Below are 12,990 nucleotides of genomic sequence, written 5' to 3' on the forward strand. Positions count from 1 at the left end.
CTTTGTTGATGATATGCGGGTTAGTGTTTTTTGGGGCTCCACAGCCTACTGTATTAGCAGCAAATCCACAAAATGACTTTGTACCTCAAAATCCAGATGAAAAACAAGTAGGTAAAGTACCAGCAGAGTATAATAAATATCCTTTTTTTAATTATGATCTAGATACCTATGTTGATACCGGCGGTGACTGGTTACCCTGGAATTGGAAAGATGGGGCAGGGAAACAAATATTTCTAGCTGTTATGCAGTTCATGGAGTTCTTATGGACTACAAATGTAATGTTTTCATATTTTGTTATGTTCGTGGCCGAAAAGGCTTTTAGTTTAGATTTTGTAAGTGCAGTAGTTGGGCAAATAGCAGAAGCAATACGCGCTATTGCGGGCTTTAATGGTGGTTTTAGAACTACAGGTCTATTCCCTCTATTAGGTTCATTTATGATTATATTAGTGGGAACGTGGGCTATTTGGGTCGGCTTGATTAAACGTCAAACGTCTAGAGCTGGATCGGGTCTGTTATCTTCTTTTGTAATTATGGTTTGTGCTTTTGGATATTTTGGTTTAGCAGATCAGATCTTGAAAAAGATAAATGACGGATCGGCAGCAATTCAAAGTGAAGTTTTAAGTGCAAGTGCTAGTATCGTTAATCCTGGTACTGGTTATAACCAAAAAGAAGGAATTGCAACTGTTCGAAATCAAATGTTTGATCTCATGATAAAAAAACCATATCTCTTAATGCAGTATGGTGTAGTGGAAGAAGAGGAAATTAAAAAAGAAGATAAAGACCGGGTAGATAATTTACTTGCACTTGATCCGAATTTAAAGGGAGAAGAGAGAGAAAAAATTGCAGAAAAGGAAGTCAAAGATTACAAAAATGAAATGATGGGGCTAAATGGAATTAAATTACGCGCGGGCATGGTTCCACTTGTTTTCATTGCAGATATAATCATTGGTATTTTGGTTTTGCTTTTATCATGCACAATGATTTTCTATCAAATTTTGTTTTTAATATTAGCTTTATTAGGTCCAGTTGCTTTTATTATTGGAATGGTTCCAGCATGGCAACATACAGCTACAAACTGGTTTAAAAAGCTAATTGATGCAGCATTGATTAAAATTGCGGTTGGTTTACTTCTAACGATGTTATTTACGGTATCGGGAATTTTATACCGTGCTTCTAGTATTTCAGATTTAGGATACATGGGAGTAATGTTAGTACAAATTATTGCATATTTGGGTATCTGGACAAAACGTAGAGAAATTTTTGGAATGTTAAATACTGTTGCTGGGGGCGTGGCTTCTAGTACTGGTCAATCTCTAGCAAATTACAAAAATCGTTTACGACAGGCAAAAGGATTTCTAAGCAAAATGAGCAGACCGTCAGAAAGGTTACAAAATACGGATGTGAGAAACCGAAAGCCTACTGATCCCCAACGACAAATATTTTTATCAAAAGAACAGCAAAAACAACGCATGGCAGAACTTAAAAAACGTCAGCAAGGCCGTATGAATCCAGCAATGCAAGAAGTTGCAACAACAGCAGAATCACCTTCAAAAAATAAACCTCAACTTGATAATCTAGATCCAACATTAAATCCACCTAACATTGTAGAACTTCAAGCTTATAAAGATAAACGACAAGGGAAACTTGCTGGTGCTATGATTGACCGTTTTAATCCCGAAGGAGCAGAAGCCGAACAAATAAGAAATGTAGTTGGAGCACCACACAAAAACCTTCTTAATCGAGAAATTGCTATTAGAAAGCTTCAAGGACAAAGTGGAGAAGAGCAAGGGCCATTACCAATACAAGGAGGAACAGGGTTAGCACCAGGGCCAGGGACGTTACAAAGACGTTTCAAACAACCACAAAATGTACAATTAACACGTGAACAATTACAAAACATCCAGGGGCAAAATGGTGAGATACGTACACCGCAAGAAAGAAGTGGAGAAGTACAAAATCCAGCGGCACGTGATCCAAAGACGGTTCCAGTAGGAGTATTGCAAAGACGTTTTACACAACCACAAAATGTACCGTTAACACATGAGCAATTACAAAATATCCAGGAACAAAATGGAGGGATACGTACACCACAAGAAAGAAGCGAAGAAGTACAAAATCCAGCAATACGAGATCCAAAAACAGTTCCAGCAGTATCACTACAAAGACGTTTTACACAACCACAGAATGTACAGTTAACGCGTGAGCAGTTGCAAAACATCCAGGAACAAAATGGAGGAACACAAATAGTTCGAAATAGACCAGAAGTGACGCCAGGTCCAACAATAGAAAGTCCGATTGTTCCAGCAGCATCGCTGCAAAGACGCTTTACACAACCACAGAATATACAGGTAACACGTGAGCAATTACAAAACATCCAGGAGCAAAATGGAGGAACGCAAATAGTTCGAAATAGACCAGAAGTGACACCAGGCCCAACAATAGAAAGTCCAGTAGTTCCAGCAGCATCGCTGCAAAGACGCTTTACACAACCACAGAATGTACAGGTAACACGTGAACAGTTACAAAACATCCAGGAACAAAATGGAGGAACGCAAATAGTTCGAAACAGAGCAGAAGCGACACCAGGTCCAACAATAGAAAGTCCAGTAGTTCCAGCAACATCGCTGCAAAGACGTTTTACACAACCACAGAATGTACAGGTAACACGTGAACAGTTACAAAACATCCAGGAACAAAATGGAGGAACGCAAATAGTTCGAAACAGAGCAGAAGCGACACCAGGTCCAACAATAGAAAGTCCAGTAGTTCCAGCAGCATCGCTGCAAAGGCGTTTTACACAATCACAGAATGTACAGGTAACACGTGAACAGTTACAAAACATCCAGGAACAAAATGGAGGAACGCAAATAGTTCGAAACAGAGCAGAAGCGACACCAGGTCCAACAATAGAAAGTCCAGTAGTTCCAGCAGCACCGTTGCAAAGGCGTTTTACACAATCACAGAATGTACAGGTAACACGTGAACAGTTACAAAACATCCAGGAACAAAATGGAGGAACGCAAATAGTTCGAAACAGAGCAGAAGCGACACCAGGTCCAACAATAGAAAGTCCAGTAGTTCCAGCAGCACCGTTGCAAAGGCGTTTTACACAATCACAGAATGTACAGGTAACACGTGAACAGTTACAAAACATCCAGGAACAAAATGGAGGAACGCAAATAGTTCGAAACAGAGCAGAAATGACACCAGGTCCGGCGGTGGAAGAAGTTGAAAAAGAAAGAGCAACACAACAAAAGCGGATAAGACAAAATCAACGTGTAGAAGTAACGCGCGAGCAGCTGCAACATATCCAAGAGCAAAATGGAGAAACGCAAGTCATTCGCAATAGAGTGGAAACACCAGGTCCGGCGGTGGAAGAAGTTGAAAAAGAAAGACCAATACAACAAAAACGGGTAAAACAAAATCAACGTGTAGAAGTAACGCGTGAGCATTCGCAGCATATCCAAGAGCAAAATGGAGAAACGCAAGTTATTCGTAATAGGGCAGAAGAAATACGAGATACAGGAAATCGAGAAGAACATGATCCAAGAGTACAACAAAAACGAATAAGACAAAATCAACGTGTAGAAGTTGAAAGAGAGCAGTTGCAACACATTCAAGAAAAAAATAGGGGAGTAAAAAAGCAATATGATAATAAACGAGAGAATGATAGATACGTTGAAAATCATATAGGCGGCCCAGGTATCCAGGAGGAACATGTGGAACGCGAGCGAGTTAATGAAGAGGGAGAAATTTAAAATATAAAAAAGGTCCGTATGGTAAATAGTCCATACGGACTACTTATAGAGGGGAGATATATGGAAGGTCAAACAAATACTACTCAAACCGTAACGAAACACGTTGTTAACCATGTTGCAAAAAAAGCTATTGGGGCAGTGAGTTTAAAAGTAAAACTTATTATCGCTGCTATTTTGGCAGGAGCAATTGCAATTTTAGGAGCATTGCTTTTTATTGGGTCACTAGGAGAAACGGATATACAAAAACCTGGAACGGGTGGAATAGGTGGAATAGGTGGAATAGGTACGGCGAATGTATCGCCCGACGTTTTAAAATGGGAGCCGATGGTGAGGAAACACGCTCAAGAGTTTGGGGTTGAACAGTTTGTGCCTTTGGCTTTGGCCCTTATTGAACAGGAGAGCGGAGGGACTTTGGTCGATGTAATGCAGAGCGCAGAAGGGGCATTTAATACTAGGTATCCAAAGGTGCAAAATGGTATAACCGATTCTGATTATTCAATATGGTGCGGAATACAAGAGCTTAAACATGCTCTTGAATTAGTTGGGGTATCTGGTCCAGCAGATATTGAAAAAATCAAATTAGCACTTCAAACGTATAATTTCGGAACAGGTTTTTTCTATTATGTGCAAAAAAATGGAGGAGCGTACACCCTTGAATTAGCGAAACAATTCGCCTTAGAGCATAACGGTGGACGCACTCAATGTGGCTTTAGGAGTCCGTACTGCTATGGCGATTTTAGCTATGTAGAAAAGGTATTAAAACACTACGTTGCTACTGGTGGCGGTGGTGTTGGGGGTACTGGTCCTGGGGACGGGACGGGGGATGGTCCAGCTAATATAAAATTTAATGAAATTATGGCTCTTGTTTCGCCGTACGATGGTTACCCGTATGTATTTGGCGGAAGAGCACCACCGTATTTTGACTGTTCTGGATTAGTAGAATGGAGTTACAACAAATTAGGAATTAGAATAAGCGGAACGGCAGAGGACATGTATAATCAAACCGTTCCAGTAGATAAACCAGCGCCAGGGGATTTAGTTTTCTTTCACGATACTTATAAACCAGGAATTTCACATATCGGAATTTATATTGGTAATAACAAAATGTTTAACGCGGGTGGAACACATTTGCATTACGCAGAACTAAGTAAGAAATATTGGGTTGACCATTTTTCAGGGATTAGAAGAGTGAAGTGAGGAGAGGAATATGAATAAAATTATAATTTCTGTTCTTGTTGTTTTGTTAGTAGTATTGGGGATATTCGGTATCAATAAATCATCACAAGTAACAGAGTATGAAGCACAGAATCAGAAATTAATAGATAAAAATAAAAAGCTAAATAAAGAGAATGAAGAATTATATCAAACTGTTGTGAGTAAAGAAAATAATACAGAGGACAAAGTTAAAAAAGATACAGAAAACTTTTTAAAAGCATTTTTTGAATACAATACGGCAAAAGGTGAAAGAGCTTGGACAAAAATAAAGCCATTCACAACAGAAAAAGGCGCAAAAATGTTGACTCCTTCGGGAACAGATATAAATGAAAGTGCAGAAAAAACCGCTCCAGATAAGACAATTATTTCTGGAATTGATAAACAGTTGTTATACTTTACACCTGTTGACGAGAAAAATGCAAATATATTTGCAAGGGTATGGCAAAAAATCACTGTAAATAATGTAACGAGTGTAAGTCAAATGTTACTTGATATAAAGCTAGTTTATAACGACGAACAAAAAAGATGGGTAGTTGACGACTTGAAAATTCAACAACCATTAGAAAAGGAAGGGCATATAAGCTAGTTTGTAAAAAATGACTTCCCAGGATTCGTTTTAAGGTGCTCTAGTAGAAATAACAACACAATAGGTCCTGCCCATCTTTAAACATCAAATGGAGGTTCCTGGGAGGTTTAAATTAAAAGTGATAAAAAGGAGCTGGGAAATTAAACATGAATATAAAGAAAAGGCTTCTTCAATTAATAATGGTTATATTGGTCGGAATAATGTTAGTTTCTTGTAGTAATAAAGAGGCTCCGAATGCAGAAAAAACCGCTGCTTCACAAGCACAAAAAATAGAATACCAGGACAAAATTAAAGATTTAGAGAAGGTAACAGCAAAAGTAAAAAAAGTAGTTGACGGTGACACGTTAACGGTTGATATAAAAGGGAAAGAAACGAAAATTAGAATGCTTTTACTGGATACTCCAGAGAGTGTAAAGCCTGGTGAAAAAACGCCTATGAAGTACGGAAAAGAAGCTTCTGCATATACAAAAAAATTGTTAGAAGGAAAAAATGTAGAGTTATTTTATGATATAGGACAAAAAGAAGACCTTTATAAACGTGAGTTGGCTTATGTGTATTTAGATGGGAAATGTGTAGAAGCTGATATTTTGCGTCAAGGTTTGGGAGTTGTAAGGTATGTTAATAAGCCTAGTGTGACGCTATATGATGATTTGAAATCTGCCCAAGAAGAAGCTAAAAAAGCAAAAAAGGGTGTTTGGAGCATTGAGGGGTATGTAATTGAACGGGGACAGGAAGCTTTTTATAATGCCCAAAAGGCAAGTTAATAAATTAGGGGGAAGACATGGGAACATTGATAACAGTTCTTTTAGTGTTGCTTATTGGTGGGGCTATTATTTCATTTGTTTTAAAAAAGATAAAAAGTATAATAAGTTTCGTTATTGGGTCTATAGTGGTTTCAACGTATCATATACCGAATATATTAGATGTTATAAAAAAATGGTTTTCTATGTAATTAAGGCAGGGGTATCCCTTGCTTTTTTTTATGAAAGAAGACCAAATATATCGCATTATCCGTACGTTAAGTATATGTATTTCATATAAATATTTTGTCGAACGAATAATCAGAAAACTTTTTAAAAAAGGTTGTTTTTTCGTCTTATAAGACGTATAATAGAATTAACAAGAACAAAGGAGGTGAAAAAATGAAAGAAGGGCTGAAAGAAATCTTCACAATCATATCGCTTGCAACAGCGTCGGTGGCAAGCATCTCGGTAGCAGTGAAAAACTTCTACGAGGTGCGAAAAGACAAAAAGAAAAATAAAAAGAAGTCACCTAAGAAACGCAAATAACCCAAAAAAGGAAGGGGGTGGGAAACCACCCACTCCCTTCTAAATAAAAAAGCGATCTGAAAGCCCTTCTTTCATTAATGTTATGAGAAAGATATTTAACGCAATGGACACGACACTCCTGTTTCTGGTGGTAATTGGATTTTTATTCGCATTCGACTTTCAAAAATTCCCTGTATGGTCTAGCATCTTTGTTATATGTGTTGGGATATGGATAATTAGTGTTTTGGTGAAAGTGAAAGCTGCTAAAGAGTAGGTACCTACTCTTTAGCAGCTCTATAGAAAGGGGAATTACTATGCAGCATGATATTCATAATTATATGACTCCTGGAGAGGCAGCCCATATATGGAATGTTCCAGAGACAACATTAAAAAGTAAACTTCAACCCAAAACGTCTAGGAAAGTAAAAGAACAACTAGAAATTATGATTGAACAAGGACTGGTTAAGTTTTTTATTAAACCTGGGGGACAGCGGAAAGAGTGGATAATTTCTAGAGAAGCAATGAAGCAATGGTTTGGAGAAATTGAAAGGGGATAATTTATGTTGTTCTAAGAACATCTATAAAAACGTAATTAACCTAAAAATTAATTATAGGGGGGGATTATCGAAAAATGGTAAAAGAACAAATTTTAGAATCTAAAATAAAAGAATTAGAGGAAGAAATAGAGTGGCGGGATAACCATATTAAAGAGATTAGCGAGGATAATTCAATCATAATAGGGAAAGCGGTGGAAGCAGCTGAACTTATTAAATTGTACGATAAATTCATTAAAACAATGAATTTACACGATGAATTAAAGCAGTTTGTAAAAGAAGAACAACAAAAAAACTATAACTAAAGAATTGCATAAAAAAAGCGTTGCTTCACCTAAGCAACGCAAATAACCCAAAAACAGAAGAAAAAAATCTTCTTTTTTTATTATATGTAGAATTTCGAAAAATAACAAACATATATAAAGATGTTTAGAAATTTCAAAGCAATTAGATGGGAGTATTACAGTAGACTTCCGTTAAAAAAACTTTCTCAAGTTTCAGAAAATTATTTTATATCTGATTATGGTAAAATTGGAATAATACACATTTGGTAAAAGGGGGATATATCGTGAATGTTCAAGTAATGGGATATGAAAAAATTATGAATATGCTGAATGAATGGTATGGAGAAATTCGCAAAAGAAATATAGAAAAAGCACAACATTTAAAAAGCATAGTGGATAAAGAGATAAAAACTATAGAGGATGCATCAAATGTACTTGCATCTTATTATTTATTAGAGTTTCGTCACCAGTACATGATAGATAGTCTAAGCATAGGCAAGGATAGTTTTAATAAAATAGAATCATTTAATGTGTTAGAAGATGATTCATTAACATACTATTATTACTTTTTTAAAGCAATGCATTTAACTATAACTGGAGAGTATGGTCAAGCGAAAGAGTGTTATGAAAAAGCTGAGGAAAAACTGGAAGAAATCCCAGATCAATTAGAACATGCAGAATTTTATTTTAAATTATCGACATTTAACTGTCATAAACAACAATATGTTTTAGCATTAAAACAAGCGTCTAAAGCAAAAGAAATTTTCTCTAAATATAGAGGATACGAATTGAATATAGGTTACTGTAATAACGTTTCTGGATTGGTATGTATACATTTAAAAGAATATGAATTAGCAGAGGAATATTTAATTTCTGCAATGGATGTGTTCCAAAAACAGCAAGAAGAACAAGCGGTATTATACGCTCGACATAATTTAGGTTTTATGTACGCTAATCAAAATTTATCAGAATTAGCGATTCGTTATTTATCAGAGGTATCAGAAAAAATACCGAATAATTACAAAGCGATTTTGATAGAAGCTTGTGAGCATGAAAAAATAGGCGAAAAAGAAATTGCATTAAAACTTTTTGAAAAGGGTTTAAATATTAGTAATGAATTGAAAATTGTAGAGTATCAACATCATTTTAAAATCCTAAAAGCAATTAATGAAGAGATACCAGGACTACAACTAGAAGTATTAATTTTAGAAGGTAACGAGTACTTCGAAAAAGAAAAATTATATGAATACATTCATGAATATACTGAAAAATTAGCCGTAAAGTTCTATCATGAAGATAATGATTCAAAAGCAAGTAAATATTTTTATTTAAGTTCACAAGCAAGAAAAAAAAATGAAGGAAAGGAGGTTTGAAAATGAAAAAATTGATATTTAGTTTAATTAGTATAGTGGCTATTACTTTTACTTTTGGAAGTGCGGATTATTCAAAAGCGGTTCAATTATCAGCTGATGAAATTGTACAATACTCACATGGCCATACCGGCGGTTAATAAATAACGTTTATTAGGTACACAAATAAATATCAATTACCTATCATTACCCCATTATAAAAACCTTACTATAAAAGTAAGGTTTTTATAATGGGTGTTTATCTTCACTTTTTTAACGCAATTTTAAATAATAATAACAGAAAATTGAAACAAATGTTTGCTGTTAAATGGTAAAATATAATAAAAGCTTATAATTAGGAGGTAGGATAATGAAATTAGATGGTCTTGTACAGTTATATGAAGAAATGAAAGAACAAGGGATAAAGCGTTACAGATTTGATTTCACTTTTAATAAAGTAACTTTTGATGTTTTCTTTTTCATTGATGAATCGCCTTTTAAATTAATGTTTGGGGCGAAAATGAAAAATTTTTATTTTGAATTAGATGTAAAACCAGGGTTTGTTATTAATACTTATTTAGGTGAAAAGTACGGTGAATTATGTAAAGTGTTGGGGCTGGAATACGATGAAAAACACCCTTTCCAATCAAGTTATTTTTTTGAAGAATTTAATAAAAAAATACCAGCAACAGTAAAAGTCCATAATCAGCCACAACCGCATGAGGTGGCGATGTACAGAAAAGATGTTGAAGAATCCGAGAAAATATATTTCTGGGGATGGTTAACTCATGTAAATACGGGTAAAAATGTAACTCCAGAGAACCTAGAAAAGACCGAAAAAATACTAGGTGTGGACGCATATAAGACATGTAAGCAAAGAAATATAAGTAGTAGATGGACAGATGATAGAAGTAAGGTTGTAGCGTATACAGAGCCTCAATAAGGGAGGTCAACTTAAATAATTTAAGATATTAAGTTGGAAAAAGAGCAAACATTTACTTTTTAAGATACCAAAAAATACGGATTAGTGGAGGAAGTTCACATGCATAATAAAGAAAATAGTGTATATCAACATAACGATACTCCAGATTACCGTCGCTTGATAATCGAGTCTTCTGGGAAGTATCCTGATGACAGATTTGCGGATTTAAATTATGTGAAAGAAAATGGAACGAACCACGACTATATAATGTATTTGATAGAAACGGTACAGCAAGAATTATTAAATAAAGATGAAGAGAAGTATACATTTTCAGTATATGAGATTAGAAAGTTTCTAGAAGGAATGACTTATGCGGTAAATCATGTAGCACCTAATGCAGCAATTGCTCATGAACGTATGATTTCTAAAAGTGAGATTTTCTTAATAAAGTGTCTTGAAAACATGTTGGAAGGAAGTAAACGATCATAAGGGGGGACGGCAACGATTACTTCCTTTTGGGGCCACTCAGTACTTTAGTTAACAGAATTAGAGTTCCGTTAACTTTTTGAGATGAATTTAACAAGATTAGTTTACAGAACGCCTGTAAATATTGCTGGAAAATATGTTTACAGAACACATTTTAAGCAAGTATTCTTAAAACTTTCAAAATTAATTACCTTAAAGTCATTGTTTTATCATAATTTTGAAAGTTTTTTGCAAGTGGCCCGAAAAAGAACGAATCGTTGCCGTGCCCCATAAGGATACGTAAGTCGAAAAAAATGAGTTTTACAAAAGTATGAAAATAGCAAATTGGTATGAATCAGCTATATAGTGCGTTCTACGCATGTAATAGCTGGTTTTTTTATTTGTAAAACCTAAAGGAAATCATTGTTAATTTTACAAATTACAGTTATAATATAATTAAGTTTTACATAATATAATTAACAACAAAGATTAGGAGGTCATTTTATATGACGAAAGGAGGACGTAAGCCAGGAGCAAAAGAGCCAATTCGTTCACTTGAAAAAATTGATGAAATGAAAGAATGGTTATTGCGCAACTCGTCTTATCGGAATTACTTTATTTTTTATTTTGGTATTAATACAGGTTTGAGAATTAGTGACATATTACGTTTGCGAGTAAAAGATGTTAGAGGGAAAGATGTAGCAAAAATTAAAATGGAGAAAACGGAAAATACCGTTGATGTGTATTTTAATGCGGTCTTACAGCGTGAAATTGAAAAGTATACAAAGCAAATGGCTGATTCAGATTGGCTGTTTCCTAGCCGTGAAGGAGATAAGCCGATTACAAGACAGATGGCTGATACAATTTTAAGAAAAGCGGCCCTAGCCTGTGGAATTGATAAAGATCAGTGGGGGACACATTCAATGAGAAAGAGCTTCGGCTATCATTACTATCAAAGAAAAAAAGATGTGTACTATTTGATGAAATTATTTGGTCATACAACACAAGGGCAAACGTTACGGTACATTGGAATTGAAGGCGATGAGATTAGAAAGACGATGGAAGATTTCACATTATAAGAGTCGAGGGGATGCTAGGTGAAAGAAAAGTTGGATAATGACGTTTTAGAACATTGGATAAAAAATTTGAAACCACAATTTGAGTTTGGAATGTCTCTTGCAATCTTTGTTGGCGGAGGGCTTTTTGCTAGTAAAGAATATTCACGTTTTTATAATTATACAAAACAGTATAGAACGTCAGATGTGACGGAATTCGCACCATTAGAATTGTACAATTCTGGAGATGGGTATAGAGCTTTTTTATGGCTTGAGTCTTGCGTGAAGTTAATTCATACAAAAGAATTTATTCCGTGTTTTATTGATGTTGTATGTGATCAAAATTATCGGGAAGAAGTAAGGAAGGCATTTGGACAGTTTTATAATATTTCAGAAGACAGTCTGTTACTAACAGGATTGGAGAAAGAGAACGTAAGAAAAGATAATGCGACATATATTCTTGAATCGTTGGATAATCTTCAAGAATTGATGCGTGTTAATGGTAATGTGTTTAGAGAAATTACCATTTATGATATGGAAAATATAAATTAGGTAATAGAAAATAGGGGGATGGGAGGTTTTAATTATGGGTGTAATAAATCCAGATGTTGAACCGTTTGTAATGGCTAGTTTTGGCATTACACTTGCTTTAATCCTTTTAGCTGGTGTTTCAATAAAAAACGTTCATAAAAAGATTAAGGGATAAAAAGAAAGGGGGCGATATAGGTGAAATTCGCGGAATTTGAAGCCTTAAAAAACTATGATTCACCAACGGTGTATTTTTGCGAACATGATATGAAACATAGCTGTTTAATTGCTATCCCTTCATTTAATTGGAGCTTTCTTGTGGATTACAAGATCAATTTTAAAGATGAAAGGCCGATGTTAATTAAAGCTTTATCCAAGTGTGTTAGTGATTACGATGCAGAAAGTATTGCTGATGTATTATATGATTTTGTTTTTAGTGAATTAAATTAGTTGATTCTTAAAGAAATTAAAGGTTTAAATTGGTTTTAATCAAATTTGAATTTTATAGAAAACTAAAACGTTATTAAAACAAGATAATGGAGGTAGTTATGAAACCATTGATAACAGTTCCAAAGATGGATTGGATTCCAACAGAATTTTATTTTATATTACCCATTTTTATATTGGCATTATCTCTTGTTTTAGGAATTTATAAACAGTATTCAACTAATAAAAGTAAACGAAATGAAAATAGTTAGTTTAATACAATTTAAATTTTGTATAAAAATGGAGGGGGAATTATGAACGTTGGCGAATGGGTTTTAGCTGAAAATCAAGTCGGTTTTATCGTTTTTAAAAACCATACTGAAACATCTATAAAAGTTAAATTTGGTTACAGAAACAGTAAGGTATACTCAAAAGACGACATATCCCCAGTTAAGTTTCAATTAGACAATGATGCAATTCATAATCTTCAACTTCTAGCATTAGAAACTAACGATAAAATTTGGTTTGAAGAATTAGGAAGATTAAAAACACGTTGTATTGTATAAAAAAGATTGAACAA

17 protein-coding genes are annotated in these 12,990 nt (G+C 34.7%); all 17 read left to right on the forward strand.

Going from position 1 to position 12,990, the window contains the following annotated elements; genetic code table 11:
• Positions 1 to 8: 8 nt before the first annotated feature.
• Positions 9 to 3,758 (forward strand): CD3337/EF1877 family mobilome membrane protein, encoded by a 3,750-nt coding sequence (locus tag MHH27_RS31835; RefSeq protein WP_445688935.1) that lies wholly within the window; start codon positions 9 to 11, stop codon positions 3,756 to 3,758.
• Positions 3,759 to 3,776: 18 nt separating this feature from the next.
• Positions 3,777 to 4,955, forward strand: coding sequence for a bifunctional lytic transglycosylase/C40 family peptidase (locus MHH27_RS31840; protein ID WP_340946144.1), 1,179 nt, complete (start codon positions 3,777 to 3,779; stop codon positions 4,953 to 4,955).
• 10 nt (positions 4,956 to 4,965) lie between these two features.
• Positions 4,966 to 5,559 carry a hypothetical protein gene (locus MHH27_RS31845; protein ID WP_098110916.1) on the forward strand — a complete coding sequence of 198 codons (594 nt, stop codon included), beginning with the start codon at positions 4,966 to 4,968 and terminating at the stop codon, positions 5,557 to 5,559.
• A gap of 146 nt (positions 5,560 to 5,705) precedes the next feature.
• Positions 5,706 to 6,323 (forward strand): thermonuclease family protein, encoded by a 618-nt coding sequence (locus MHH27_RS31850; RefSeq protein ID WP_340946145.1) that lies wholly within the window; start codon positions 5,706 to 5,708, stop codon positions 6,321 to 6,323.
• A 17-nt stretch (positions 6,324 to 6,340) separates the two neighbouring features.
• Positions 6,341 to 6,511, forward strand: coding sequence for a hypothetical protein (locus tag MHH27_RS31855; protein ID WP_340946148.1), 171 nt, complete (start codon positions 6,341 to 6,343; stop codon positions 6,509 to 6,511).
• Positions 6,512 to 6,701: 190 nt separating this feature from the next.
• On the forward strand, positions 6,702 to 6,848 hold the full coding sequence (locus MHH27_RS31860) for a hypothetical protein (RefSeq protein ID WP_179194470.1): 147 nt from the start codon (positions 6,702 to 6,704) through the stop codon (positions 6,846 to 6,848).
• A gap of 293 nt (positions 6,849 to 7,141) precedes the next feature.
• The gene (locus tag MHH27_RS31865; protein WP_340946152.1) at positions 7,142 to 7,384 is read left to right on the forward strand and encodes a DNA-binding protein; all 243 of its coding nucleotides are present in this window, start codon (positions 7,142 to 7,144) and stop codon (positions 7,382 to 7,384) included.
• Between the two features lie 74 nt (positions 7,385 to 7,458).
• Entirely contained in the window at positions 7,459 to 7,686 is a 228-nt protein-coding gene (locus MHH27_RS31870) for a hypothetical protein (RefSeq protein ID WP_319618223.1), read from the forward strand.
• 263 nt (positions 7,687 to 7,949) lie between these two features.
• A complete protein-coding gene (locus MHH27_RS31875; RefSeq protein WP_340946155.1) occupies positions 7,950 to 9,038 on the forward strand; it encodes a Rap family tetratricopeptide repeat protein in 1,089 nt (362 codons plus the stop codon).
• A 2-nt stretch (positions 9,039 to 9,040) separates the two neighbouring features.
• Complete coding sequence (locus MHH27_RS31880; RefSeq protein ID WP_256973014.1) at positions 9,041 to 9,175, forward strand: hypothetical protein; 135 nt, start codon at positions 9,041 to 9,043, stop codon at positions 9,173 to 9,175.
• A gap of 209 nt (positions 9,176 to 9,384) precedes the next feature.
• The gene (locus MHH27_RS31885; protein WP_282896158.1) at positions 9,385 to 9,957 is read left to right on the forward strand and encodes a DUF6037 family protein; all 573 of its coding nucleotides are present in this window, start codon (positions 9,385 to 9,387) and stop codon (positions 9,955 to 9,957) included.
• 99 nt (positions 9,958 to 10,056) lie between these two features.
• Positions 10,057 to 10,425, forward strand: a complete 369-nt coding sequence (locus MHH27_RS31890) for a hypothetical protein (RefSeq protein WP_340946168.1) — start codon at positions 10,057 to 10,059, stop codon at positions 10,423 to 10,425.
• Between the two features lie 482 nt (positions 10,426 to 10,907).
• Positions 10,908 to 11,480 carry a tyrosine-type recombinase/integrase gene (locus MHH27_RS31895; protein ID WP_340946170.1) on the forward strand — a complete coding sequence of 191 codons (573 nt, stop codon included), beginning with the start codon at positions 10,908 to 10,910 and terminating at the stop codon, positions 11,478 to 11,480.
• An 18-nt stretch (positions 11,481 to 11,498) separates the two neighbouring features.
• Entirely contained in the window at positions 11,499 to 12,008 is a 510-nt protein-coding gene (locus MHH27_RS31900) for a hypothetical protein (protein WP_340946172.1), read from the forward strand.
• 174 nt (positions 12,009 to 12,182) lie between these two features.
• Positions 12,183 to 12,434 (forward strand): YueH family protein, encoded by a 252-nt coding sequence (locus MHH27_RS31905; protein ID WP_199664529.1) that lies wholly within the window; start codon positions 12,183 to 12,185, stop codon positions 12,432 to 12,434.
• Positions 12,435 to 12,532: 98 nt separating this feature from the next.
• Positions 12,533 to 12,682 (forward strand): hypothetical protein, encoded by a 150-nt coding sequence (locus MHH27_RS31910; RefSeq protein WP_199664531.1) that lies wholly within the window; start codon positions 12,533 to 12,535, stop codon positions 12,680 to 12,682.
• Positions 12,683 to 12,724: 42 nt separating this feature from the next.
• A complete protein-coding gene (locus MHH27_RS31915; RefSeq protein ID WP_340945890.1) occupies positions 12,725 to 12,976 on the forward strand; it encodes a hypothetical protein in 252 nt (83 codons plus the stop codon).
• Positions 12,977 to 12,990: the final 14 nt, after the last annotated feature.

Origin of the sequence: Bacillus sp. FSL L8-0152, from assembly GCF_038006365.1 — a bacterium.
GTDB classification, from domain to species: Bacteria; Bacillota; Bacilli; order Bacillales; family Bacillaceae_G; genus Bacillus_A; species Bacillus_A cereus.

Bases quoted from the DNA above. Each gene is read 5' to 3' on its own strand.
- MHH27_RS31915 (WP_340945890.1), top strand. From the start codon at position 12,725: ATGAACGTTGGCGAATGGGTTTTAGCTGAAAATCAAGTCGGTTTTATC.
- MHH27_RS31850 (WP_340946145.1), top strand. From the start codon at position 5,706: ATGAATATAAAGAAAAGGCTTCTTCAATTAATAATGGTTATATTGGTC.
- MHH27_RS31910 (WP_199664531.1), top strand. From the start codon at position 12,533: ATGAAACCATTGATAACAGTTCCAAAGATGGATTGGATTCCAACAGAA.
- MHH27_RS31835 (WP_445688935.1), top strand. From the start codon at position 9: ATGATATGCGGGTTAGTGTTTTTTGGGGCTCCACAGCCTACTGTATTA.
- MHH27_RS31865 (WP_340946152.1), top strand. From the start codon at position 7,142: ATGCAGCATGATATTCATAATTATATGACTCCTGGAGAGGCAGCCCAT.
- MHH27_RS31885 (WP_282896158.1), top strand. From the start codon at position 9,385: ATGAAATTAGATGGTCTTGTACAGTTATATGAAGAAATGAAAGAACAA.
- MHH27_RS31870 (WP_319618223.1), top strand. From the start codon at position 7,459: ATGGTAAAAGAACAAATTTTAGAATCTAAAATAAAAGAATTAGAGGAA.
- MHH27_RS31880 (WP_256973014.1), top strand. From the start codon at position 9,041: ATGAAAAAATTGATATTTAGTTTAATTAGTATAGTGGCTATTACTTTT.
- MHH27_RS31890 (WP_340946168.1), top strand. From the start codon at position 10,057: ATGCATAATAAAGAAAATAGTGTATATCAACATAACGATACTCCAGAT.
- MHH27_RS31895 (WP_340946170.1), top strand. From the start codon at position 10,908: ATGACGAAAGGAGGACGTAAGCCAGGAGCAAAAGAGCCAATTCGTTCA.
- MHH27_RS31840 (WP_340946144.1), top strand. From the start codon at position 3,777: ATGGTAAATAGTCCATACGGACTACTTATAGAGGGGAGATATATGGAA.
- MHH27_RS31860 (WP_179194470.1), top strand. From the start codon at position 6,702: ATGAAAGAAGGGCTGAAAGAAATCTTCACAATCATATCGCTTGCAACA.
- MHH27_RS31855 (WP_340946148.1), top strand. From the start codon at position 6,341: ATGGGAACATTGATAACAGTTCTTTTAGTGTTGCTTATTGGTGGGGCT.
- MHH27_RS31845 (WP_098110916.1), top strand. From the start codon at position 4,966: ATGAATAAAATTATAATTTCTGTTCTTGTTGTTTTGTTAGTAGTATTG.